Source organism: Vibrio eleionomae, assembly GCF_009874545.1.
GTDB lineage: Bacteria > Pseudomonadota > Gammaproteobacteria > Enterobacterales > Vibrionaceae > Vibrio > Vibrio nitrifigilis.
Map to the genome: position 1 here is coordinate 98,620 of NZ_WEKT01000003.1, position 25,019 is coordinate 123,638.

Consider the following 25,019-nt stretch of genomic DNA (forward strand, 5'->3'; position numbering starts at 1 on the left):
TTGCAGAGGATAGTCCAGCCAAACGTCGTAATTGTGGCTACTGTTGGATATGAAAAAGTGCGTTATGAGTCGTGATTTCCAATTGTCAGAGAAAGAATGTACCATGCACGCGCTGATTTAGAGGCAATTTAGTACATCAACCTCCCTGAATCCAACGTGGCTGGGACAGTGAATATAGGTAAACATAATGAAAATATTTATTATGCGTCATGGGGAAGCAGAAGCGTTGGCTGAAAGCGATGCTCAACGTGCTCTCACAGAACGTGGCCAGAACGATTCTATTATCGTTGCCAAAGCATGCGCGAGCCAATATGGTCCAATGGATTTCGATAAAGTCTTAGTCAGCCCATATCTTCGTGCTCAAGAAACATGGCAAGCCATAGCACCTTACGTTTCTGGTCATTGTGTTGATGTATGTGATGACATTACACCGTATGGTCAAGCTGATGATGTATTTGATTATATTCTTGCTATCTCAGAGCATGAATCATTAGAAAACGTGTTACTGGTTTCTCACTTACCTCTTGTTGGCTATCTTGTTTCTGAATTTGTTAAAGATATTCCAGCACCGATGTTTACCACATCGAGTTTGTACTGTGTTGAGTACGATCCGAAGAAACGTAAAGGCGAGGTGTTGTGGTCTGTAAGGCCATAACAACAGACTTTTGACGTTGTTAAATGATTGAAAAGCTTCCTTAGGGAAGCTTTTTTACTATGTAACGTCGGAATAACTAGTAGCTCACTGTTGGTATAAAATCTGACGAAAAATTGACATGTTAGTGTGGACTGAAAATTGCATGCTCGGTCCTGCTATACATTATTTTCCTGTATACAACATCTCTACTGCTCAAGATTTATTACTCGGTGTTCAATAAAGCCTATGAAGTTTAATCTGCCATTTGCGGACAAGTTACCTCCTATACCAAAACGGGCAATGCCTGCGATCGGCGCTCCAATTATGGTTTTGGCAACCTTGGCCATGGTCGTTTTGCCCATGCCTGCCTTTTTGTTGGACTTGTGCTTCACCTTCAATATCGCGCTGTCTTTGGTTGTGCTTTTAGTGACGGTTTATACCCGTAGACCACTTGAATTTGCTGCGTTTCCAACAGTTCTTCTTATTGCAACCTTGTTGCGCTTAGCCCTAAACGTCGCGTCTACCCGGGTCGTATTATTGAAAGGTCATGAAGGTGGTGATGCCGCTGGTAATGTGATTGCTGCGTTCGGTAACGTCGTTATTGGTGGTAACTACGCGGTTGGTTTAGTTGTGTTCCTCATTTTGATGATCATCAACTTTGTGGTTGTGACCAAAGGTGCAGGACGTATTTCTGAAGTAAGTGCACGTTTTACTTTGGATGCGTTACCCGGTAAACAGATGGCGATCGACGCTGACTTAAATGCGGGACTTATCGATCAAGAGCAAGCGCGCACACGCCGAAATGAAGTGACCAAAGAAGCGGATTTTTACGGCTCAATGGACGGTGCGTCAAAATTCGTTAAAGGGGATGCGATCGCAGGTATATTAATCCTGTTTATCAACATCATTGGTGGCTTGACCATTGGGATGATTCAGTACGATCTTAATTTTGGCGATGCCATTCAGATTTATACTCTGCTAACGATTGGTGACGGCTTAGTGGCGCAAATTCCGTCGTTACTACTGTCTATCGGTGCAGCCATTATGGTGACGCGTCAAAATACCGATGAAGACATGGGGCAGCAAGTTGTCTTCCAACTGTTTGATAATCCGAAAGCATTAGCGATTACCGCAAGTATTTTAGGTGTGATGGGTATCGTTCCAGGCATGCCACATTTTGCCTTTTTACTGCTTGCTATTTTGGCTGGTGGTGCTGCTTATCTTATGCATCGTAAGCAATTAGAAGCGAAAGAAAACACCGACAAGTTACCCGCGACAAGTGATCAAGATGCCCCAACGCATAAAGAGCTTTCTTGGGATGATGTTCAACCTGTCGACATGATTGGCCTAGAAGTTGGCTATCGCCTTATTCCCTTGGTTGATAAAGACCAAGGTGGGGAATTACTTGAACGGGTAAAAGGGGTACGGAAAAAACTCTCACAAGATTTTGGCTTTTTGGTTCCTCCAGTGCATATTCGAGATAACCTAGAGCTGACTCCAAACAGTTATCGAATCACTCTTATGGGGGTGGCTGTTGGTGAAGCAGAAATTCGCCCGGAACAAGAGCTCGCGATCAACCCTGGCCAAGTTTACGGCATGATTGATGGTGAACAGACTTACGATCCAGCTTTTGGCTTAGAAGCCGTCTGGATTAGGGAAGAACAGCGTGAACATGCTCAAGCACTGGGCTATACCGTCGTCGATTCTTCAACTGTTCTTGCGACCCATCTAAGCCAATTACTAACGAACAATGCTTCACAATTGCTAGGGCATGAAGAGGTTCAGAACCTGTTGGAAATGTTGGGCCGTTCGGCACCAAAACTCGTCGAAGGATTTGTGCCTGATCAACTGGCATTAGGTGTTGTTGTGAAGGTGCTACAAAACTTACTGAACGAAGCGATTCCAATTCGAGACATTCGTACCATTATCCAAACTTTGGCGGAGTATGCGAGTAAGAGTCAAGAACCTGACATATTAACAGCAGCGGTTCGAATCTCGCTACGACGTTTAATCGTACAAGAAATCAATGGAATAGAGCCTGAACTGCCGGTTATCACCTTGATACCTGAGCTGGAACAAATATTGCATCAAACCATGCAGGCGGCTGGCGGAGAGTCTGCTGGCATTGAGCCTGGATTAGCTGAACGATTGCAAGCTTCGCTAAGCCAAGCAACCCAAGAGCAAGAGTTGAAAGGCGAGCCCGCCGTGTTACTCACCTCTGGGGTATTGCGTTCAACGTTAGCGAAATTCGTTAAAAATACGATTCCTAACTTACGGGTTCTTTCTTATCAGGAAATTCCCGATGAAAAACAAATTCGCATAGTGCAGGCCGTCGGTAACTAAACGGCGCACCCTAGATACGGATAGCTGCTTTGAAGATAAAACGATTTTTTGCCAGAGACATGAAAACAGCATTGCTCCAAGTGAAAGAAGAACTTGGTGCTGACGCTGTGATCATGTCCAATAAAAAAGTCGCTGGTGGCGTGGAAATTGTGGCTGCGGTCGATGGAGATACGGCGATGCCAAATCGTTCGTCTTCCACCAGCAGTTATTCCAGACCACAACCCCAGCGGGCAAATAGTACGCAAGCGTCTAAGCCTGCGTTAGCTCCCATTTCTAGATCGAGTAATCGTGAACTCGCCGAAGATCGCGTTAACCTGAAGTCTAGCGAGTCTGAAGGTCGTTCAATGACCCAGCGGTTTGCTAATATGCTCAAGCAATACAGCAATACTCAAGTTGATCATGCTAACGATCCCGACCCAGACGAAAATGCGGATTCATTAACCGCTCTTCTCAAACGTCAAAACGAGTCTTCAGGGCAGAAAGGTCAGTCTCCTTTATCTCGTATGTTAGAGGGGAATGAATTGGCGGGGCAGCGTCAAAATGGCAATTCGCAACGTTTGGACCCAACGCGTTACGAACGTTCACGTCGTGATGAAGAATCAACATTAGCAGCGGAAGAGCTAGAAAATATGCGCGAAGAGATGATTTCAATTCGTCGCTTATTAGAGCATCAAGTTTCCGGGCTCATGTGGCAAGAAGTTGAGCGGCGAGAACCGTTACGAGCGATGTTAATTCGTCGTTTAGAACGGATGGGATTATCGCTTGACTTGGCCGATCAATTAGCTTGTTACATCCCAGAGGATACGCCTCCGCCAAAAGCGTGGAAAGCGTTGCTGCGTCTGGTAGCCGACCAAATCCCAGTCTCAAAGCAAGATATTTTAAAACGTGGTGGTGTTGTTGCACTGCTTGGTCCTACAGGTGTGGGTAAAACTACATCAGTGGCTAAGCTTGCTGCACGTGCTGCCATGGAATTCGGCGCGGATAACGTCGCACTCGTGACAACCGACACCTATCGTATCGGTGCTCACGAACAATTGTCCATATACGGACGAATTATGGGGTGTCCTGTAAAAGTTGCTAAAGATTCCAAAGAGTTAGCCGATGTAATATATCAGTTGAGAAATCGTCGCCTGATTTTGGTTGATACCGCGGGTATGGGACAGCGAGATGTTCGTCTGTCCGAGCAACTTGATACCTTAATGCAAGAGAGCGGTGAAGTGATTCACAGCTACTTGGTATTACCTGCAACGGCACAGCGTAAAGTGTTGCAAGAAACAATTGAGCACTTCAGACGGATCCCATTGTCTGGGTGCATTATGACCAAGCTCGATGAGTGCTTGAGTTTAGGGGAATTTGTCAGTGTTGTGGTACAAAATGCTCTTCCAGTGGCTTATATCGCCAATGGTCAGCGTGTACCCGAAGATATCGTGATAGCCCAACCGAAATACATGGTATCTAAAGCTAACGAGTTACTGGAGAAGTCGACAGAAAACGAACCTCACTACTGGGCTAGTGACGTAGAAAAATTCTAGGCGGCGACTGATATGACGAATAAAATGATATATGACCAAGCTAGCGGGCTACGCCGCTTAACCCAGCCTTCACTTACCAAAGTTATCGCAGTAACTGGAGGTAAAGGTGGAGTGGGGAAAACTAACGTCACTTTGGGAATGGCCATTTGTATGGCTCGCCAAGGTAAAAAAGTTATGGTACTTGATGCTGACCTTGGGTTAGCCAATGTTGATGTCATGCTCGGAATTCGCCCTAAACGCAATCTCGGACACGTTCTCGCTGGTGAGTGTGAGCTAAAAGATGCCATTGTCGAAGGTCCATTTGGCGTTAGAATTATTCCTGCGACATCAGGCACTCAATCGATGACAGAGTTGTCACATGCTCAACATGTTGGTTTAATTAGAGCTTTCGGATCTCTCGAAGATGAAATGGATGTATTGTTAGTTGATACAGCCGCAGGTATTTCTGATATGGTGGTAAGCTTCTCGCGAGCTGCGCAGGACGTTGTTGTTGTGGTATGTGACGAACCTACTTCGATTACAGATGCTTACGCATTGATTAAATTACTGAGTCGGGAACATCAAGTACAGCGCTTTAAAATAGTGGCTAATATGGTCAGAAGCTATCGTGAAGGTAGAGAATTGTTCGCAAAATTGACATTAGTCACAGAGCGGTTCTTGAATGTGAGTCTTGAGCTCGTAGCATGCATACCTTTGGACGATAATGTTCGACAAGCGGTGAAAAAACAAAAAATTGTGGTCGATGCCTATCCACGTTCACCTGCTGCACTTGCAATTAGCTCATTAGCGAACAAAGCTATAACATGGCCGATCCCAAGAACGCCAAGTGGGCATCTTGAGTTCTTTGTGGAAAGATTGCTAAATCGAACTGAAATAGTAGGGGAACCTTTCGGTGAATAAAGCGCTAACTTATGACCAATATGGAAATGTGAAGAGCCAGCAGCTCTTCCTTGAAAAGTATTCCGTGCTGGTCAAGCGTATCGCTCATCATTTAATTGGACGCCTCCCCCCTAGCGTCCTTATCGAAGATTTGATTCAAGCAGGCATGATTGGCCTGCTTGAAGCACAAAAAAACTACGATGGAAGTAAAGGCGCCAGCTTTGAAACCTATGCAGGAATTCGAATTCGTGGAGCTATGCTCGATGATATTCGACGTGGTGACTGGGTGCCACGCTCGGTTCACAAAGTGAATCGAGAAATCAGCCAGGCAATTTCGATCTTGGAAGGCGAATTAAATCGAGACCCAACGGATTCCGAAGTTGCGAAGTATTTGGAAATGTCGCTAGATCAGTATCACACTGCCTTAACTGACATTAACTGTTCACGCATTGTCGGGATAGAAGATTTAGGGGTTTCTGATGACGCTATATCGCCGATCGATGATGACGAGGATAACTCTCCATTTAAGGGAGTTGCCGATGAATCATTCAGAAAAGCATTAGTTGAATCAATAAAATCGCTTCCCGAGCGTGAAGCTTTGGTACTTTCACTCTATTATGATGAAGAACTAAACTTGAAAGAAATTGGTGAAGTAATCAGTGTTAGTGAATCTCGCGTTAGCCAAATACTTAGCCAATCAATGCAGCGTCTACGAACAAAGTTGAGTTCTTGGACAGAAAACGACTAAATATCACTGATTTCGAACTCAGTGGAGGCAATTTTGAATAAAAACATGAAGATCCTTATTGTTGATGATTTTTCAACAATGCGCCGTATTGTTAAGAACCTTCTTCGTGATCTTGGCTTCAATAACACCCAAGAAGCAGATGACGGTTTAACGGCTTTGCCTATGCTTAAAAAAGGTGATTTTGACTTTGTAGTAACAGACTGGAACATGCCTGGCATGCAAGGTATTGATCTACTTAAAAACATTCGTGCAGATGATGAACTAAAACATTTGCCTGTTCTGATGATCACTGCTGAAGCTAAACGCGAGCAGATTATTGAAGCCGCTCAAGCGGGCGTAAATGGCTACATTGTTAAGCCTTTTACTGCAGCAACGCTAAAAGAAAAATTAGACAAAATCTTTGAGCGTCTATAACGCCATTGTTTCTGACTAGCGATGTTTAGTGTCAACGCTGCTTAGGCTGGAGTTGTTACCAAACTTCGATTGGACAATAGGTGATCTATTCATAACGCGTAAAAAGGCTACTCAGGATGATTTCATTAGAACAAGCCAAAGAACTCGTTCAACTCGTTGAAAACGGCCTCCAAGATGAAGCCAGTGCATTAGTGGCACACATGCATGTATCTACTCAAGACCCTGGTGCTCTTGAAGATGCTCTCAAACACGACCCGATGCTTCAAGAAATCGGTACTCTGACTCGTGAACTGCATGACTCTCTAAAGCATTTTCATATTGATGATCGTATGACAGAGCTCGCGAACGACGAGATTCCCGATGCTCGTGATCGACTCAATTATGTTATTGAAAAAACAGAAGTAGCAGCGAATAAAACGATGGATGCAGTGGATTGCTGTATGCCTATCGCTGATCGTATGCATGAAAGTTTGCTTCAGGTTCGTCCTCAATGGAACCAGTTAATGAATGGTAAAATTGATCTCGCTGAGTTTAAGGCCCTATGTCATCGCATTGATGAGCTACTGTGTTTGGTAGAGGGAGACAGCAGTCAATTACGTGGACAACTGACAGAGATTTTAATGGCTCAGGATTTTCAAGACTTAACAGGTCAGATTATTCGTCGAGTCATTTCGTTGGTGACTGAGGTAGAAAAACGCCTAGTTGATATTTTGACCGTATTTAGCGGTAATCAGGTTGAATCAACTAAAGCGGAAGATAAGGATAATTCAGCAACTGAGGCAGAGGGTCCAATTATGAATCCTCATGAGCGCGAAGATGCTGTGGCATCTCAAGACGAAGTCGACGATTTGCTGTCGAGTCTTGGTTTTTAGGGGTAACGTATGAGCTACGAATTAGACGAAGATATTCTTCAAGACTTTCTGGTTGAAGCTGGGGAAATCCTAGAATTGCTTTCTGAGCAGTTGGTTGAACTTGAGAACAACCCTGAAGACAAAGATTTACTTAACGCTATATTCCGCGGATTCCACACAGTTAAAGGTGGTGCGGGATTCTTATCGTTGACCGAATTGGTTGAAACTTGTCACGGTGCAGAAAACGTGTTCGATACATTACGTAACGGCCAACGTAGCGTATCGTCAAGTTTAATGGATACCATGCTCAGAGCACTCGATACCGTTAACGAACAATTTAGTGCAGTGCAAGAGCGTGAACCTCTCGTGGCCGCAGAACCTGATTTGCTTGAAGAACTTCATCGTTTATGTAAACCCGAATCTGCCGATGAAGCTGAAGAAGAAGTGGTTGCAGAAGCGGAAGAAGATACTTTCGAAGAAGACGAAGACATTGCTGTTGAAGATGAAGTCGTCGATGTTGTCGAAGAGCCGGTAGTGGCTGAGTCCGAAAATGAATCACAAGGTGTTGTTGATGCAGGCTCAATCGATGAAATCACTCAAGATGAATTCGAAAAACTTCTTGATGAACTGCATGGCAAGGGGGCCGCTCCTAGCAAGAAAGAAGAAGTTAAACCAGCGCCAGCCGCAAGTACTAGCTCTGATCCTAGTGGCGATATTACCGATGATGAGTTTGAAAAATTATTAGACGAATTGCATGGCGCGGGTAAAGGGCCTGCTAATTCTGGTCATCCTCCAGAAGAGAAAACACCTGCTGCCGAAAAACCAGCCGCACCAAAAGCTGCAACATCAGCATCCTCCTCTGGTGGTGATGATCTGATGACGGATGATGAATTCGAAAAACTGTTAGATGAATTACATGGTTCAGGTAAAGGCCCTTCAATCGAAGAATTGGAAGCTGCAACTAAGCCTGTATCTCAAAATCCGGCACCTAAGCCTGCAGCAAAACCAGCGGCAAAACCGGCAGCTAAAGCCGCACCAAAAGCAGCGCCAGCCGCGAAGAGTGCTCCTCCCGCTCCTGTTGAAAGTAAATCGACAGCTGTAGAAGAAAAGCATGCCGCGAAAAAAGCGCAACAAGCGGATGCCACCGTGCGTGTTGATACCTCAACTCTTGATACCATCATGAACATGGTTGGTGAATTAGTTTTGGTTCGTAACAGATTGATTAGCCTAGGTTTGAATAGCAACGACGAAGAGATGTCGAAAGCGGTATCTAACCTAGATGTGGTGACGGCAGATCTGCAAGGCGCGGTGATGAAAACGCGCATGCAACCTATCAAGAAAGTATTTGGTCGTTTCCCTCGGGTCGTTCGTGACCTAGCTCGTAGCCTAAAGAAAGACATTAACTTAGAACTGCGTGGTGAAGAAACGGATTTAGATAAGAACTTGGTTGAAGCGCTTGCCGATCCATTGATCCACTTAGTGCGTAACTCTGTTGACCACGGCGTTGAAATGCCAGATGTGCGTGAGAAAAGTGGCAAATCTCGTACCGGTAAAGTTATTTTGTCCGCATCGCAAGAAGGTGACCATATTGAATTGGCTATCGTCGATGATGGTGCCGGTATGGATCCTGACAAACTGCGCGGTATTGCTGTGAAGAAAGGGTTGATGGATGAAGATGCTGCATCTCGCCTTTCTGATAAAGAATGTTTCAACTTGATCTTTATGCCGGGCTTCTCCAGTAAAGAACAAATTTCTGATATTTCAGGTCGTGGTGTAGGTATGGACGTGGTTAAAACTGCGATTAATACCTTAAATGGCTCAATCGATATTGATTCTGAAATGGGGAAAGGGACTAAGATTACTATCAAGGTACCTTTAACATTAGCTATCCTACCAACACTAATGGTCGGGGTTGCAAATCACCCATTTGCACTGCCTTTGGCAAGTGTGAACGAAATTTTCCACTTAGATTTAAGTCGCACCAACGTCGTCGACGGGCAATTGACTATTATCGTTCGCGATAAGTCTATCCCATTGTTCTACTTGCAAAACTGGTTAGCACCTAAAGCAGGGCGTGTTGAAGCGCGTCAAGGTCACGGCCATGTTGTTATTGTTCAATTAGGCAGCCAACGAGTAGGTTTTGTTGTTGATACACTGATTGGTCAAGAAGAAGTGGTCATTAAACCGCTTGATAAATTGCTGCAAGGGACACCAGGTATGGCCGGCGCAACTATCACAAGTGATGGCCATATTGCTCTTATTTTGGATGTGCCAGACTTATTGAAACAGTATGCAGCTGCGTCGCGTATCTAAGTGATGATATATATTTATAAGGATAGCTATGGCGATTAGAGTATTAGTTGTTGATGATTCAAGTTTTTTTCGACGTCGCGTTAGTGAAATCATCAACTCCGAATCGCGACTTGAAGTGATTGACGTTGCAACTAATGGCAAAGAAGCAGTAGAAAAAGCGCTGAGTTTGAAGCCAGACGTTATCACCATGGATGTTGAAATGCCAGTAATGGATGGCATCACAGCAGTCCGTGAAATCATGGCTAAAGGTCCTGTGCCGATTTTGATGTTTTCTTCGTTGACCCATGAAGGGGCTAAATCAACGTTGGATGCACTTGATGCTGGCGCATTAGATTTTTTACCTAAAAAGTTTGAAGACATTGCTCGTAATCGTGATGAAGCGGTAGCCGTACTACAGCAACGAGTGTTAAGTATCGCCTCTAAAAAGGGGTTGATGCGACGCCCAGCACCGACGTCTCGTTCGACTACTACCAGTTCAACAAGTGTCTTTGATCGTACTTCACGTCCGACTACGACCACAACTCGTCAGGCTGCCCCAGCGACACCTCGTCAAGTGGTGTCGCACAGCGCTCCTGCGGGACGATTTAAAGCCACGGGTAAAAAGTACCAGTTAACAGCAATTGGTACTTCAACAGGTGGACCGGTAGCGTTACAGAAAATTTTAACTAAATTACCAGGTAACTATCCTCATCCAATTGTTTTGGTACAGCATATGCCTGCTACGTTTACCGCTGCTTTTGCTAGCCGACTGAACTCGTTATGCAGTATTGAAGTTAAGGAAGCGGAAGACGGTGATGTATTGCGTCCAGGCGTTGCGTATCTCGCTCCTGGCGGAAAGCAAATGATGTTAGAAGGGCGTCCTGGCGCTGCTAAATTACGCATCATCGATGGCGGTGAGCGTATGAACTATAAACCATGCGTAGATGTTACCTTTGGTTCAGCAGCTAAGGTATTTGGTGACAAGGTACTGTCAATGATATTGACAGGAATGGGTGCCGATGGTCGAGACGGGTCACGCATGCTCAAAGAAGCTGGGGCAACAATTTGGGCACAGGATGAAGAAAGCTGTGTCGTTTATGGTATGCCTCAAGCCGTAGCAAAAGCGGGTATCTCGTCGGAAGACTTGCCTCTAGATCGAATATCCGAACGTATGTTGGTTGAAGTAGGTCTTGGATAAGGGTACTGAATGATCGTTTGGAGTGTTGCAAATCAAAAAGGTGGGGTCGGTAAAACTACGACGACTATCACATTAGCTGGCTTACTGAGTAAGCAAGGCAAACGTGTGTTACTCGTTGATACGGATCCTCATGCATCTTTAACTACCTATCTTGGTTATGATGCTGATGACGTTCCATCCAGCCTGTTTGATTTGTTTCAACTAAAAGAGTATACGGAGAACAGTGTCGCACCGTTAATTCTGAGAACAGATATTGAAGGTATCGATATTATTCCGGCTCATATGTCGCTGGCAACGTTAGATCGTGTCATGGGTAATCGAAGTGGCATGGGATTGATTTTGAAACGCGCATTGCTGGCGTTGCGTAAGAATTACGACTACGTATTAATTGATTGTCCGCCAATTTTAGGTGTCATGATGGTTAATGCTCTAGCGGCCAGTGATCGCATTTTAATACCGGTTCAAACAGAGTTCTTAGCTATGAAAGGGCTAGAACGTATGATTCGAACTTTAGCGATTATGCAAAAATCACGTAATCGCTCGTTTAAAGTCACGATTGTTCCAACGATGTATGACAAGCGAACTAGGGCATCGTTACAAACATTAACTCAGCTAAAACGGGATTATCCAGATCAGGTTTGGACATCAGCGGTGCCGATTGATACCAAATTCCGTGATGCCAGTTTAAAACGCTTACCAGCGTCGCATTTTGCTGAGGGAAGTCGTGGTGTGTTTGCATATAAGCAATTGTTACTGCATTTAGAGAGGCTAGCTATCGATGAGTAGTGCGCCACCACTATCAAGTGAACAAGCATTAGATGAGTACTTTGATGCGTTGCTTTGTGAAGAATGGGGTGACGAAGAGACAGTACCCGAAAAAGACTCTGAATTAGAGCCTGAACTTGCACGCCAACCAATCGCGGCTCGTTCAAGCGGTTCTCCTATGTTTGCTGATGAAGACATCGAAGAACTTCCAGGGGCTAATCTTGAAGAAGTTCAGCGATTGTTAAATCAATTGGAACAGACCAATCCAGTTGAGGATCTCCATCTTGAAGAAGTGATGGAGCAAAATACCACAGATATCGCTGTGGAAACGGCAACCATAGAAGAAACAATGGTTGAAGAGCAAGTGATTGAGCCTGTTGTTGAAGAAATTCAAGAATGGGATGTGACAACTCTTACTGAAGAAGACGAGGGCGAACCTCATCATCATGTCGATGCAGTAGAAGAGGAAGAGGTCGCCACCGAGAATTTTATTGAGGAACCTCAAACCGATACGGACATTGATGTCGACGTCGATGTTGCAGTAGCGAGTACAACTGAACAAGAAGTAGAACAGCAGGTCGATACAGCCCCTCAGACTCAAACGGGCGGGTTGAATCCAGAGAATTGGAAAGATCCTATTCGCAGTGAAGCGTTTCAAGTGTTGTACTTTGATGTGAACGGGGTCACGTTTGCGGTTCCTTTAGAAGAATTAGGTGGTATTCACCGAATGGGTGAACTGAGTCATTTGATTGGTCGACCAAAGTGGTATTTGGGACTTCAAGCTCAGCGTGATGCTCAGCTTGATGTCGTGGACACTGCAAAGTGGGTGATGGCAGAGAAACTCAGGGATGACAGCTATAAAGAGGCATACCAATATATTGTTATGCTCGGTGAAAGCATGTGGGGGTTGGCCTGTTCTCAACTGATGGGAACCGAGTTACTGCAGAGTGAAAAGGTTCGTTGGAGAGAGCAAGTCGGCAAGCGTCCATGGCTCGCCGGAATGGTAAAAGAAAAAATGTGTGCTTTAATCCATGTAGAGGCATTAATTGCAATGCTAAATGCTGGGCTAGATGTGAAGTCACTCGATAATTAGTTTTTAGGTCGGAGACGACGTAGAGAGGAAAAGGTATGTCTCAAAACGAAGTGGTAGAAGTGAGAAAAGAGAAATCAAATGACGAAGTGCTTCAGTGGGTGACGTTCCAACTTGAAGAAGAAACTTACGGCATTAACGTAATGCAGGTACGTGAAGTGCTGCGTTACACTGAGATCGCTCCTGTCCCTGGTGCGCCAGATTATGTTCTAGGTATCATCAATCTTCGTGGTAGCGTTGTAACAGTCATCGACACTCGTTCTCGTTTTGGTTTGGTGCAAGGTGAAGTTAACGACAACACACGCATTATCGTGATTGAATCTGAACATCAAGTGATTGGTATCTTGGTGGATAGCGTTGCGGAAGTTGTTTACCTACGTACTTCAGAAATCGATACAACACCAAGTGTAGGTACTGATGAAAGTGCTAAATTCATTCAAGGCGTCAGCAACCGTGATGGCAAACTTCTTATCCTTGTGGATTTGAATAAACTATTGACTGACGAAGAATGGGAAGAAATGGCTCATCTATAATGGGTGATTGGTCTTGGTTACATCCTTCAGTGATCGCTGGAGGATTTGTTCTCATTATCTGCTTGTTGATCTTAGTTGTGATTCAGGTGAGACGTGAAATGACCAAGCAGTCAGATGCTCTGCGCCAACAAAACCGCGCGTTAGATAAAGAGCTAACCAAAGCCAATAAGCAGTTGCTTGAAGTTCGCTCTGTAGTGGTTGGGTTAGGGCAAAGAGTGTCTGAGCAGCAAGATATTATCGGTCATTTAAATGAACGCATCATGGCTTTGGAAACAGAAGATAATGATGCCCGTTTATATAGTCGTGCCAGTAAAATGGTGAAGCTTGGTGCTGACTTAGATGAGTTAATCTCTGAGTGTGAATTGCCCAAAGCTGAAGCTGAATTGATGATGTCGCTGCAAAATAAATTAGCCGGACGTGAAGCGGTCCCTCCGCTTGCGAGTGATCCGGATAACCAGCAATCATCGGCAACGCGCAGACGTGTAAAACGATCTAGATAAATTGTTTGAAAGCCGTTCTTTATTACATAAAGAGCGGCTTTTTTCTTATCCCCATTTTTTAATCTGAAACATTACCTATCAGGTAAGACCCATTCTATCGATTATCTTATCTAGGTCGATGTCGTGTTGATGATTTGACCTACCCAATGACGAGTTCGCATTATGAGTCGAAGAAGTATCGTGATGGTTAATGCGTCCCGGTTAGTTGCACAAATAGTGTTAAAATCATAATTTTCTGATAAATAATTGTTGTTAATAATTGTTGCAATGAATTGTTAACAAAAAAAACATCTACAAATCAATAATTGTATTACTTGAAACACTATTTTGACGCTTTTAGCCTGTGTTAAGATGTGCGCTCTGTTTTTAAAGCGAGATTGCTATGCTCACAGTTGATAACCTCAGTGCTGTTCGAGATGAAAATGAACTCTTCCACCAACTGTCATTTGAACTTCAATCCGGTCAAATTATGCAAATTGAAGGGCGCAATGGTTCAGGCAAGACCACGCTACTGCGAATCATTGCAGGTTTGGGGAATCATTTTCAAGGCAAGGTATGCTGGAACGGGGAATCGATAGAAGAGCAGCGAGAAAGTTATTATCAAGACATGCTGTATTTAGGGCATCTCGCAGGTGTAAAGCGGGAACTCACCGCATTAGAAAACTTACAATTTTATTTGTCCTTACACGGTGGTGATAATCAGCGTGATACTTTGTACAAAGTATTAAGCCAAGTTGGGTTAGCCGGGCGGGAAGATGTGCCAGTTGCTCAACTTTCAGCAGGGCAGCAACGCCGTGTTGCTTTAGCTCGTTTATGGCTAAGTGACCACTCACTATGGATACTAGACGAACCACTAACGGCAATTGATAAACAAGGGGTAAAAGTGTTGGAATCCTTGTTTATACGCCATGCTCAGCAGGGTGGAATGGTATTATTAACCACTCATCAGGACATGCTAACGGAACATCCTCTGTTAAGAACTGTCAGACTGGGTGACAAAGCATGATTAAAATGATGTGGGCGATCATTCGTCGTGAGCTAGTAGTTGCATATCGTCGTCAAGCCGATATCTTTAATCCGTTATGGTTTTTCATTCTAGTTATCACACTATTCCCATTAAGTGTCGGACCGGATCCAACCTTATTGTCGCGTATCGCCCCTGGTATTATTTGGGTGGCCGCTTTATTAGCCGCACTTCTATCATTAGAACGACTTTTTCGAGATGATTTTTATGATGGTACGCTTGAACAGCTAATGGTGATGCCTATCCCTCTGTCTATCAGTGTGGTTGCTAAAGTCGTCGCTCATTGGCTTCTAACTGGCTTGCCCCTGATTATTATCAGCCCTCTTTTAGCGATTTTGCTGTCTTTTGATCTCCAAACATGGGGGGGAGTGGTATTAACGCTATTGCTTGGAACACCAACACTTAGTTTTATTGGTTCAATCGGTGTTGCGCTGACAGTAGGGCTAAAAAAAGGTGGTGTACTACTGAGCTTAATCGTGTTGCCACTGTATATTCCTGTTTTGATTTTTGCTACATCGGCAATCGATGCTGCATCTATGGGGATGGATTATAGCGGTCAATTAGCCATTATTGCGGCTATGTTTATAGCTTCTGCAACCTTATCACCATTTGCGGTTAGTGCTGCGTTGCGTGTAAGTGTTCGCTAACTTAAAGTAAGGCAGATTTCATCTGGATGTTATGTCCGCAAAGGATAGTTGCCCCAATATTTAATAACAAAATTAAGCTAAGCAGTGATGACTTAGCAGAAAGTAAAAGTGAGATTCAACAATGTGGAAATGGCTTCATCCGTATGCCAAACCAGAAAACACTTACCGGTTATGTGGTAAGTGGGTTCCTTGGTTTTCGAGTTTGGCAATACTGCTTATTATCATCGGATCTGTGTGGGGATTGGCGTTTGTACCCGCTGATTACCAACAGGGCGATAGCTTTCGAATTATTTATATTCATGTGCCAGCGGCTATCTGGTCGATGGGGGCCTATATGGCCATGGCCATTTCTGCCTTAATCGCATTGGTATGGCAACAGAAAATGGCTTCTTACGCTGCTCAAGCTATTGCCCCTATCGGCGCCGTGTTCACCTTCGTGGCATTGGTCACTGGTTCGATTTGGGGCAAACCTATGTGGGGCACGTGGTGGGTTTGGGATGCGCGGTTAACTTCTGAATTGATTCTTCTTTTTTTATACCTTGGTGTAATCGCTTTATACCACGCTTTTGATGATGCGCGTTCGGGCTCTGATGCCGCTGGTATTTTGGCGTTAGTCGGGGTGATTAATATTCCAATTATTCACTACTCTGTTCAATGGTGGAACACACTGCATCAGGGCGCTACTATCACGAAATTTGCTAAGCCTTCCATCGCGCCAGAAATGCTATGGCCATTACTGATAAACATTTTGGGGTTTGCACTTTTTCTTGGGGCATTAACCTTGATTCGTTTACGTAATGAAATCTTAAGTCGAGAAAGCCGCCGCCCTTGGGTCATCGAACTTGCCAAACAGGAAGGAAGCCACTGATATGTTTTTTAATTCTTTTCACGACTTTCTCGCCATGGGTGGCTATGCCGGTTATGTGTGGAGCGCTTTTGCGATTACATTTATCGCGATGGCAGCCATTTGGTGCATGAGTGTTAAACGTCGCAAGCAGATTTTGACCGAAGTGCGTAACAAGTTAGAACGTCAAGCGCGTATTGATGCTGCGAAAAAAATGGAGAACACCCTATGAATCCGAGACGACGTAAACGCCTAACTATCGTCACCGCGATTGTCATAGGCATGGCGATTGCTATTGGCTTAGTTCTCTATGCTCTTAATCAAAACATGAACTTATTCTATACTCCAAGCCAAATTGTCTATGGCCGTGATGGGCATATACCAACGATTGGAGAACGACTACGCATTGGCGGAATGGTGCAGGTTGGATCGGTAAAGCGTGATCCGCAATCACTTAAAGTCGAATTTAAACTGAGAGATGTAGGCCCAACAGTAACGGTAGAGTATGAAGGTATTCTTCCTGACTTATTTAGAGAAGGCCAAGGTATTGTCGCTCAGGGTAAATTGATTGGTAAAACCACAGTAAAAGCGACTGAAGTGTTAGCTAAACATGATGAAAATTACATGCCGCCAGATGTTAAAGAGGCGATGAAAAATAATCATGCCTTTATGGAAGCTCAAGCAAAACAAACGGAGGCATCTCAATAATGATTCCTGAATTAGGTCACTTTGCCTTAATTATTGCTTTAGTATTAGCTCTCTTCTTAAGTGTGCTGCCGTTAATTGGTACACGTTTGCAACAGCCTCGTTTAATCTTGACTGCACGGCCACTTGCTTGGGGTGTGTTTACCTTCATTTTGCTTGCATTTGTTGCCTTACTATGGGCTTTTTACACCAATGATTTTACCGTGCAATATGTCGCGCAAAACTCCAACAGTCGGTTACCTTGGTATTATCGTCTAACCGCGCTTTGGGGAGCTCATGAAGGTTCGTTACTGCTGTGGGTATTTATACAGAGTTTATGGACCATCGCTGTCGCAACATTTAGTCGCTCATTACCTAATGATGCTGTCGCGCGTGTCTTAGCCATCATGGGGATGATTAGCTTTGGCTTTTTGATTTTCATTATTGCCACGTCAAATCCATTTCTGCGTACATTGCCTTATTTCCCAGTGGATGGCCGTGATCTTAACCCACTGTTACAAGACCCTGGTTTGATTATTCACCCACCGATGCTTTATACCGGTTATGTCGGCTTCTCGGTTGCTTTTGCGTTCGCTATTGCAGCGTTAATGACAGGAAAGTTGGACACCGTTTGGGCTCGCTGGTCACGCCCTTGGACGACCGCGGCTTGGATGTTCCTCACTGTCGGTATTTGTTTAGGATCTTGGTGGGCATACTACGAATTGGGTTGGGGAGGCTGGTGGTTTTGGGATCCGGTAGAAAATGCCTCTTTAATGCCATGGCTTGCGGGTACCGCGCTACTGCACTCTTTAGCAGTGAGCGAAAAACGAGGCACTTTTAAAGCTTGGACGGTGTTATTGGCAATCTGTGCTTTTTCTTTAAGTTTATTAGGCACATTCTTAGTTCGTTCGGGCATTTTGGTTTCTGTACACGCATTTGCTTCTGATCCATCCCGTGGCATCTTTATTTTGAGCTTGTTGGTTATAGTGATTGGCGGATCATTATTGTTGTTCGCCCTTAAAGGCGCAGCGATTCGTGAACAAGGTAACTACGAACTGATCTCTCGTGAAAACGCATTGCTATCTAACAACATTTTATTGATGTGTAGTTTAGCCATTGTGCTGATCGGTACACTGCTGCCACTGATTCATAAACAGTTGGGTATGGGGTCAGTCTCCGTCGGAGCCCCGTTCTTTAACCAAATGTTTGCTTGGTTAATGATTCCCTTCGCTTTCCTTCTGGGTGTCAGTCCGTTAGTCCGCTGGAAACGAGAGCAGCTCAATACGCTCGTTAAGCCAATGTGTATTGCTGGTGTTTTGTCTCTCGTGCTTGCTGGCGTTGCGCTATGGCTGGCAGGGCAAGCGTACACACTGATGGCTTATTTAGGTTGGGTGATGGCCATTTGGATTATTGTCCTTCACTGCTATGAAATGTACTTACGTGCAACCCATCGACATCATTTTTGGCAAGGTATTCGTAAACTGCCACGTTCACACTGGTCTATGGTGACCGCTCACATTGGACTTGCTGTGACTATCATCGGTATTGCGATGATTCAGAACTATGGGGTAGAAAAAGACGTGCGTCTTGCCCCTGGAGACAGTTTTGAACTTTCCGGCTACCAATTTAATTTTGTTGGGTTACGTAATATTACTGGTCCTAACTATGATGGCTATGAAGGTGAGTTTAAAGTTCTGCGTGCTGGTGAGGTCGTGAATACGCTAATGGCGCAAAAACGCTATTACCCAGTCTCTCGTTCAATGATGACAGAAGCAGCCATCGATAAAGGGTTAACGCGTGATCTATATCTAGCACTTGGTGAACCCCTTGAGAATAGCAATGCGTGGGCCGTAAGAATCTACTATAAACCCTTTATTCGTTGGGTATGGGGGGGCGGTTTATTGATGGCTATTGGTGGCTTACTTGCTATTACTGACAAGCGTTATCGTTTCAAGAAACAGCGTGAGGAGAAGGTGTCATGAACAAGAAGCTATTGTTTATCCCATTCATTTTCTTTGTGGTGTTGGTCGGTTTTTTTGCCGTGCAGCTAAATGATAACTCTAAGGGTGATGATCCCACTAAATTGGAATCCGTATTGATTGGTAAACCTGTTCCAACGTTTACCCTGCAAGATCTGTTTGATAAAAATCGTCAATACGATCAGTCGATTTTTAAAGGCCAGCCATTATTACTAAACGTATGGGCAACATGGTGTCCTACCTGTCATGCAGAACATAAGTTTTTGAATGAGTTGGCTAATCAAGGGGTAAAGATCATCGGTATGAACTATAAAGATGATCGTGCTAAGGCGATTGATTGGCTTAATCAAGCTGGCGATCCTTACATGACTAATTTGTATGATGGTGATGGCATGTTAGGACTTGATCTCGGTGTCTATGGTGCACCAGAAACCTTTATGATCGATGCAAACGGCGTGATCCGTTATCGCCATATTGGGGATGTCAATGCAAAGAACTGGCAGAATAAATTATTGCCAATGTACAGAAAGCTTGAACAGGAGGCGCAGCAATGATTAAGCGATTGATCCCGTTTGTTCTTGCTTTAGTTATGAGCCTGCCTGCTATGGCAGCCATTGAAGTGTTTAACTTCGATTCACCACAACAAGAAGAGCAATTTAAAGAGCTGAGTTCGACATTGCGTTGTCCAAAATGTCAGAACAATACTATCGCTGATTCAAATGCGGCCTTGGCTCAAGACTTACGTGAAAAAGTTTATCACATGACGAAAGAGGGTAAATCTAAGCAAGAAATCGTCGATTACATGGTCGCCCGTTATGGAAACTTTATTACGTATAAGCCGCCTTTTAATGCCAGTACATTACTGTTATGGCTAGGGCCAATCCTAGTGATTTTCGTCGGTTTTACGCTATTAATTATGCGTTCAAAGCGTCGTCGAGAGTTAATAACAGAGAAAGAGTGGAACGAAGAGAAAGAAGCGCAGCTTAAAGCGCTCTTTGAACAAGACAAGCAAGGAGAAAGAGACCAATGACATTGTTTTGGTTAGTGTCACTACTGCTTATATTACTTGCTTGTGCCTTTATCGGATTCCCGTTATTGAAAGGCAAAGCGCATATTGATAGTCACCGTCGTGATGAGCTCAATAAGGCTTTTTATCTTAATCGATTGGATGAGTTAAAAGCAGAAAACGATCATGGCGTGGTCGAAAATGAACAGGAAATGGTTGCTGAGCTAAAGCAGTCGTTACTTAATGATGTCCCGCTTCACTCTAGTGCGAATCAACCGGAAAAAACGGTATCTAAAGGGTTTGTGTTTGGAGGTATTGCCGTAGTTCTTACCTTATTAAGTGTTGGTTTATACAGCATTTTTGGTGATTATGCTGATGTGAAACATTGGCAAAATGTCAATCATTCGATGCCACAGCTAACGCAGAAGTTGCTTAGCTCACACGGCAATCTCACTGTGCAAGAGATGGAAGATCTGACATTAGCTCTACGTACCCGATTGCATGAGCATCCTCAAGACTCAACCGGTTGGTTAATGTTAGGACGCATTGCTATGGCTGGTCAGAGTTCGAAGATGGCTGTAGGAGCCTTAGAACGCGCTTATCGGTTATCTCCGGATAAGATCGATATACAGCTGACGTATGCTCAGGCGCTCATTGTTTCAAAAGATAAAGGTGACCAGCAACAAGGTCGAGAGCTGTTAAAAAAGATGGCTAAGCAGCATAAAGTTGATTTTAAGGTCTATTCACTGTTAGCCTTTGATGCCGCCGAACATAAGCAATATCAGCAGGCCATTGATTATTGGCAAGATATGCAAAATCTGATTAAGTCTGATGACCCTCGATATGCTATGCTGGCACAAAGTATTGACCAAGCTAAGCGCTTTTTAGGTAACAACACATCAATCGGCGTGCCTGTTACTGTTAAACTCAGCTCGGCAATATCTGCTTCGAAAGGAGCAGTATTAATCGTTTCAGTTCATTCAGCAGATGGCGCTCCCATGCCAGTTGCCGCAGCGAGATTTAGTGGTTCTCCATTTCCTCAGCATGTTGTGTTGACAGACGATAATAACCTGACACCAAACCGCCGTTTATCTGATTTGAAACAAGTCATTGTTAAAGCTCGGGTCGATATGGATGGTAATGTGTCAACCAAACATGGCGACTGGGTCGGTGAAAGCGCCGTCCAGAAAATAGGGGATCCAATAAAGGTGACCATTAATAAACAACAGCCATGATACGTTAGTTGTGTTTACTCAAGTACGATACCCATTGTTATATCAATAGCTGTGGGTATTGTGCCTTAATGACGGAAAATATAATGAATAACCGCATCATTCGCTTACTATTATTAGGTGTGATTTTGGCGTTAGCTGGGTGTAGTTCGGCACCCAATCAAGGTGGCCAAGCGAGCACTAATGATCCATTTGAAGGCTTTAACCGTGCTATGTGGACGGTTAACTACGATTATTTAGATCCTTACGTCTTAAGACCAACCGCAATGGCTTATGTCGATTACGTACCGACGCCTGTGCGGAGTGGTATCTCAAATTTCTTTGGCAATCTAGATGAGCCTGCCAGCATGATTAACAATATAATTATGGGTAATGGCAGAAAAGCGTTGGATCACTTTAACCGTTTTTGGATTAACTCTACGTTTGGCATTTTAGGCTTGTTTGACATTGCCTCGGCTGCAGGTATCAAAAAAGACGATCAGAAAGAATTTGGTGACGCAATTGGTCATTATGGCGTAGGTAAAGGTCCTTACGTGATGGTACCAGGCGCTGGACCTTATGCTCTACGTGACTCGGCTGATTTTGTCGACAGCACCTACGCCCCTCTTTCTTACTTAAATATTTGGGCTGCTGTAGGTAAATTTGTATTCCAAGGTCTAGAAAGCCGGGCATCGTTGGTTTCTCAAGAGCCGATGTTGAAAAACTCTCCTGATCCATACGCCTTTACTCGTGATGCTTATATGCAGCATCTCGATTTTAAAGCGGAAGTGATGAAAGATACTTATAACGCGCAAGACGAAGAAAAAATGGACGACTACCTAGATCAATATTAGGAGTCAGCTTAAATCTGAGTAGTCTCTATGCGGAGACTACTCGGCCACTAAAGTACTCATTAGCGACAATATATTCTGTATGTCGTGTTAACTCATCACACTGCATCATCCCATGACTAAATTCTGGCTCAGTGACTAACTGAGGTATTACGCCCCCCACTCGAATATTGAATGGCGTCAGCTCTTTTGCCCAGCTATGAGTAAAGCCAGCTACCATCGACGCAGCACTTTCAATTCCGGCCATTTCTAACGTTTCATTGTAAGAAATCACATTAACAATGACGCCTTTAACACCACTTAAGCGCATACGTTCTGCACATGTATAACCAAATGAAAAGAAGTTGGCGGTAAGCCTGTTCCATTGATCGACAAATTGTGTGGAAGCATGTTCAGATAAAAAGGATGGGAAAGGGGCGTTTGGCCAATGATTGATGAGCACATCCGGTGTTTGTTGATAGGTTCGTTCAATGTAATCGAACAGTGCATCCACCTCTTGTGCCGAGGTCGATAACATCGGGTAATAGTGAACATCAGGATTGATTGTTTGGCATTGGAGAGTGATCTGTCGCAGAGAAGTTTCATCTTGATCGCATAAAATTAACCGCGCACCCAAACGAGCATAGTGGAGCGCTAGGGCTCTACCAAATATTGAGCTAGCTGACGTAATTAAAATAACAGCGCATTTGATATCCATTGATTGATCCTCATACCACAGTACTCCCCCTTGACGATAAGGGGTTATTTCATGATGGTTGATCTAAATCAAACTCAATGTGAATAAGATCAAAATTAGCCAGTCTTCTAATTTTGATTTGTATTTTTTCAGTGTCGTTTCACATTCGAATCACCAATACAGCAAAGGTGTTTCATTATTCGGTGATGAAACGATACGAAACATAGTATTTATATTAAATATCAATGGCTAATATTAACTATCTATTGAATATAGTTTAAAGAAAATCACGCTTGTGCACGAATTTGATCGTGGCGATTAGCATCAACTAGCTCTTGATAAAGGGTGGCTGGGATAAGCGTTGGTGGGGTTTTTTCTGCAAGGTGGCGGCGATCATGTCCAGATAAATTACTGTAGATTTCTTCCGGAAGATCGAACGTATCCTCTGGCATATAAGTGAGTGGATCTGGCGTCAGGTAGTGACTCAGTTTTGCACTCGATAAACCACCGTCATGAAATTGACGTGCATGTTCTGATGAGATGGCATAACTGCTTTGATCATTGCGTAACGACTGTGGTTCTTGTAGTTGAAAGCGGCGGCGTAAGACCTGATCGGTGGTGACGGGTGTCTCAACTTTCTCGGCCGGAGTGTTATCTCGCACATCGTTTGAGAACATTGCAAGCAGTAATGAAAAATCGGCACGACGACTCTGGTGCACTGCTTGGTTAATACCAGTGCCGACCTTAATCTCGTTAATTAATCCTGCTTTGTCTAAAGTATGAACTTGCATAATGCTCTCCGTTTAACAATTAACTTAACGGCAACACACAGAAAAACTTTAGGTTTTTTCGATAAATCTCTATACGACAATTCACTGAATAGAAAATAAAAAGGCCTACCCGAGGGTAGACCTTAATGTTACATACTTGGTTTAAACCAAATATGAAGCTTATTTAGCTAGGTTTTCTGCAACGAATTCCCAGTTTACAAGGTTCCAGAATGCTTCCATGTAGTTTGGACGAGCATTACGGTAATCGATGTAGTAAGCGTGTTCCCAAACGTCAACAGTTAGCAGAGGAGTGAAACCTTCTGTTAGTGGAGTTGCTGCGTTTGAAGTATTAACGATATCTAGAGAACCGTCCGCTTTTTTCACAAGCCAAGTCCAGCCTGAACCGAAGTTCGCAACTGCTGAGTCAGTGAATTTAGTTTTGAATTCTGCAAAAGAACCGAATGCTGCATTGATTGCTTCTGCAACTGCGCCTGTTGGTTCGCCACCTGCTTTAGGCGCTAGACAGTGCCAGTAGAAAGTGTGGTTCCAAACTTGAGCTGCGTTGTTGAAGATACCGCCAGTAGACGTTTTGATGATCTCTTCCAGAGTTTTGCCTTCGAACTCAGTACCAGGAACTAGGCCATTTAGTTTCACCACGTAAGTGTTGTGGTGTTTACCGTAGTGGTATTCCAAAGTTTCTGCTGAGATATGTGGTTCTAGTGCATCTTTTGCGTAAGGAAGAGCGGGTAGTTCAAATGCCATTGCTCAATTCTCCATTAGTGTTTGAAAGAGTTTTCTCTTTCGTTGATTGCTTCCAGTGTTTTTTATTTATGCCTCATGGGTGAAGTATGTGCTTCATTCCATGGGTTTTTCGTCGTTTACGACTGACTTGAGATCTATTTTAGCAACTTTTTACTTTATTAAAACCCTAAACTGAATAAAAATAAGTAAGAGGTTGAAGATTATTCTCTCAGTACAAGGAAATATAGAGTTACTATCTATCCATGTATGGTCGAGAATACGCTTTTCAAGTCCAATATAATTCGTGATGTATGGCATTTTGGTGACTTGATAGAATGAAAAATTATAACCATATTGATTGTGGGCTTTTTATTCTCATCTAATGATTTAGAATGTCTCCAATCACTAAAACGTCTTCAATGAGGAAGCAATGGAAACCATCGACAAAATTAAACAGCAAATTTCTGAGAACCCAATCCTTCTTTACATGAAAGGTTCACCAAAACTACCTAGTTGCGGTTTTTCTTCTCAGGCAGCGCAAGCGTTAATGGCTTGTGGTGAAAAATTTGCTTACGTAGACATTCTGCAAAACCCGGATATCCGAGCAGAATTGCCTATCTATGCTCAGTGGCCAACTTTCCCTCAGCTATGGGTTGAAGGTGAATTGGTTGGTGGTTGTGACATCATTTTGGAAATGTTCCAAAAAGGTGAACTACAACCATTAATCAAAGAAGCGGCTGCACGCATTGCATCAGATGATGCGGAGTAATACTGTATAAAATTACAGTTTTTCTTGCTTTTCCTAGG

The 25,019-nt window shown here is 43.8% G+C and carries 26 protein-coding genes and 2 pseudogenes; 25 read left to right on the plus strand and 3 right to left on the minus strand.

The genetic code is table 11. The features are described from left to right. Window positions 1–187: 187 nt before the first annotated feature. The 24 genes and pseudogenes from sixA to F9817_RS02820 all read left to right on the plus strand — a co-directional run bounded on the left by sixA (window position 188) and on the right by F9817_RS02820 (window position 22,028). A complete protein-coding gene (sixA, locus tag F9817_RS02710; protein WP_161153425.1) occupies window positions 188–655 on the plus strand; it encodes a phosphohistidine phosphatase SixA in 468 nt (155 codons plus the stop codon). A gap of 225 nt (window positions 656–880) precedes the next feature. Continuing rightward, a complete protein-coding gene (gene flhA, locus F9817_RS02715; protein ID WP_161153426.1) occupies window positions 881–2,977 on the plus strand; it encodes a flagellar biosynthesis protein FlhA in 2,097 nt (698 codons plus the stop codon). Window positions 2,978–3,006: 29 nt separating this feature from the next. Next, window positions 3,007–3,153 (plus strand): annotated as a pseudogene (locus tag F9817_RS24600) (flagellar biosynthesis protein FlhF); the annotation flags it as partial. Window positions 3,154–3,261: 108 nt separating this feature from the next. Next, window positions 3,262–4,509: pseudogene (gene flhF / locus F9817_RS02720) on the plus strand (flagellar biosynthesis GTPase FlhF); the annotation flags it as partial. Window positions 4,510–4,521: 12 nt separating this feature from the next. Next, complete coding sequence (locus tag F9817_RS02725) at window positions 4,522–5,409, plus strand: MinD/ParA family protein (RefSeq protein WP_161153428.1); 888 nt, start codon at window positions 4,522–4,524, stop codon at window positions 5,407–5,409. Continuing rightward, window positions 5,402–6,136: an RNA polymerase sigma factor FliA gene (locus tag F9817_RS02730; protein WP_161153429.1), complete on the plus strand. Its 735-nt coding sequence runs from the start codon at window positions 5,402–5,404 to the stop codon at window positions 6,134–6,136. Before F9817_RS02725 ends, F9817_RS02730 begins: the two co-directional genes overlap by 8 nt. Before the next feature lie 45 nt (window positions 6,137–6,181). Further along, on the plus strand, window positions 6,182–6,550 hold the full coding sequence (cheY, locus tag F9817_RS02735; protein WP_161153530.1) for a chemotaxis response regulator CheY: 369 nt from the start codon (window positions 6,182–6,184) through the stop codon (window positions 6,548–6,550). A gap of 116 nt (window positions 6,551–6,666) precedes the next feature. After that, the gene (locus F9817_RS02740; RefSeq protein WP_161153430.1) at window positions 6,667–7,422 is read left to right on the plus strand and encodes a protein phosphatase CheZ; all 756 of its coding nucleotides are present in this window, start codon (window positions 6,667–6,669) and stop codon (window positions 7,420–7,422) included. A gap of 9 nt (window positions 7,423–7,431) precedes the next feature. After that, entirely contained in the window at window positions 7,432–9,714 is a 2,283-nt protein-coding gene (locus F9817_RS02745) for a chemotaxis protein CheA (RefSeq protein WP_161153431.1), read from the plus strand. Between the two features lie 28 nt (window positions 9,715–9,742). Continuing rightward, entirely contained in the window at window positions 9,743–10,891 is a 1,149-nt protein-coding gene (locus F9817_RS02750) for a protein-glutamate methylesterase/protein-glutamine glutaminase (protein ID WP_161153432.1), read from the plus strand. Window positions 10,892–10,900: 9 nt separating this feature from the next. Continuing rightward, a complete protein-coding gene (locus tag F9817_RS02755; RefSeq protein WP_161153433.1) occupies window positions 10,901–11,677 on the plus strand; it encodes a ParA family protein in 777 nt (258 codons plus the stop codon). Further along, on the plus strand, window positions 11,670–12,749 hold the full coding sequence (locus F9817_RS02760) for a chemotaxis protein CheW (protein WP_161153434.1): 1,080 nt from the start codon (window positions 11,670–11,672) through the stop codon (window positions 12,747–12,749). The genes F9817_RS02755 and F9817_RS02760 overlap by 8 nt, the downstream gene beginning before the upstream one ends. Window positions 12,750–12,784: 35 nt before the next feature. Then, window positions 12,785–13,279: a chemotaxis protein CheW gene (locus F9817_RS02765; RefSeq protein WP_161153435.1), complete on the plus strand. Its 495-nt coding sequence runs from the start codon at window positions 12,785–12,787 to the stop codon at window positions 13,277–13,279. Then, complete coding sequence (locus F9817_RS02770; protein WP_161153436.1) at window positions 13,279–13,779, plus strand: DUF2802 domain-containing protein; 501 nt, start codon at window positions 13,279–13,281, stop codon at window positions 13,777–13,779. Before F9817_RS02765 ends, F9817_RS02770 begins: the two co-directional genes overlap by 1 nt. Before the next feature lie 382 nt (window positions 13,780–14,161). Next, window positions 14,162–14,785, plus strand: coding sequence for a cytochrome c biogenesis heme-transporting ATPase CcmA (gene ccmA / locus F9817_RS02775; protein WP_161153437.1), 624 nt, complete (start codon window positions 14,162–14,164; stop codon window positions 14,783–14,785). Then, the gene (gene ccmB / locus F9817_RS02780; protein WP_161153438.1) at window positions 14,782–15,450 is read left to right on the plus strand and encodes a heme exporter protein CcmB; all 669 of its coding nucleotides are present in this window, start codon (window positions 14,782–14,784) and stop codon (window positions 15,448–15,450) included. Before ccmA ends, ccmB begins: the two co-directional genes overlap by 4 nt. Window positions 15,451–15,571: 121 nt before the next feature. Continuing rightward, a complete protein-coding gene (locus tag F9817_RS02785) occupies window positions 15,572–16,318 on the plus strand; it encodes a heme ABC transporter permease (protein ID WP_161153439.1) in 747 nt (248 codons plus the stop codon). Window position 16,319: 1 nt separating this feature from the next. Then, window positions 16,320–16,526: a heme exporter protein CcmD gene (gene ccmD / locus F9817_RS02790; RefSeq protein WP_161153440.1), complete on the plus strand. Its 207-nt coding sequence runs from the start codon at window positions 16,320–16,322 to the stop codon at window positions 16,524–16,526. Then, entirely contained in the window at window positions 16,523–17,002 is a 480-nt protein-coding gene (ccmE, locus tag F9817_RS02795) for a cytochrome c maturation protein CcmE (protein WP_161153441.1), read from the plus strand. Before ccmD ends, ccmE begins: the two co-directional genes overlap by 4 nt. Further along, window positions 17,002–18,960, plus strand: a complete 1,959-nt coding sequence (locus F9817_RS02800) for a heme lyase CcmF/NrfE family subunit (RefSeq protein WP_161153442.1) — start codon at window positions 17,002–17,004, stop codon at window positions 18,958–18,960. The genes ccmE and F9817_RS02800 overlap by 1 nt, the downstream gene beginning before the upstream one ends. After that, window positions 18,957–19,511, plus strand: coding sequence for a DsbE family thiol:disulfide interchange protein (locus tag F9817_RS02805; RefSeq protein WP_161153443.1), 555 nt, complete (start codon window positions 18,957–18,959; stop codon window positions 19,509–19,511). Before F9817_RS02800 ends, F9817_RS02805 begins: the two co-directional genes overlap by 4 nt. Then, on the plus strand, window positions 19,508–19,987 hold the full coding sequence (locus F9817_RS02810; protein ID WP_161153444.1) for a cytochrome c-type biogenesis protein: 480 nt from the start codon (window positions 19,508–19,510) through the stop codon (window positions 19,985–19,987). Before F9817_RS02805 ends, F9817_RS02810 begins: the two co-directional genes overlap by 4 nt. Beyond that, complete coding sequence (gene ccmI / locus F9817_RS02815; RefSeq protein ID WP_161153445.1) at window positions 19,984–21,198, plus strand: c-type cytochrome biogenesis protein CcmI; 1,215 nt, start codon at window positions 19,984–19,986, stop codon at window positions 21,196–21,198. Before F9817_RS02810 ends, ccmI begins: the two co-directional genes overlap by 4 nt. 83 nt (window positions 21,199–21,281) lie before the next feature. Next, window positions 21,282–22,028 (plus strand): MlaA family lipoprotein, encoded by a 747-nt coding sequence (locus F9817_RS02820; RefSeq protein ID WP_161153446.1) that lies wholly within the window; start codon window positions 21,282–21,284, stop codon window positions 22,026–22,028. A 25-nt stretch (window positions 22,029–22,053) separates the two neighbouring features. Here the strand turns inward: F9817_RS02820 and F9817_RS02825 are convergent, their stop codons facing one another. The 3 genes from F9817_RS02825 to sodB all read right to left on the minus strand — a co-directional run bounded on the left by F9817_RS02825 (window position 22,054) and on the right by sodB (window position 24,233). Next, the gene (locus tag F9817_RS02825; protein ID WP_161153447.1) at window positions 22,054–22,722 is read right to left on the minus strand and encodes an SDR family oxidoreductase; all 669 of its coding nucleotides are present in this window, start codon (window positions 22,720–22,722) and stop codon (window positions 22,054–22,056) included. Window positions 22,723–22,988: 266 nt separating this feature from the next. Beyond that, window positions 22,989–23,492 carry a VC2046/SO_2500 family protein gene (locus F9817_RS02830; RefSeq protein WP_161153448.1) on the minus strand — a complete coding sequence of 168 codons (504 nt, stop codon included), beginning with the start codon at window positions 23,490–23,492 and terminating at the stop codon, window positions 22,989–22,991. Window positions 23,493–23,651: 159 nt separating this feature from the next. After that, window positions 23,652–24,233: a superoxide dismutase [Fe] gene (gene sodB / locus F9817_RS02835; RefSeq protein WP_161153449.1), complete on the minus strand. Its 582-nt coding sequence runs from the start codon at window positions 24,231–24,233 to the stop codon at window positions 23,652–23,654. Window positions 24,234–24,642: 409 nt separating this feature from the next. On the opposite strand from sodB, the gene F9817_RS02840 reads away from it, so the two are divergent. After that, on the plus strand, window positions 24,643–24,981 hold the full coding sequence (locus F9817_RS02840; protein ID WP_161153450.1) for a Grx4 family monothiol glutaredoxin: 339 nt from the start codon (window positions 24,643–24,645) through the stop codon (window positions 24,979–24,981). The last annotated feature ends 38 nt before the right edge of the window (window positions 24,982–25,019 follow it).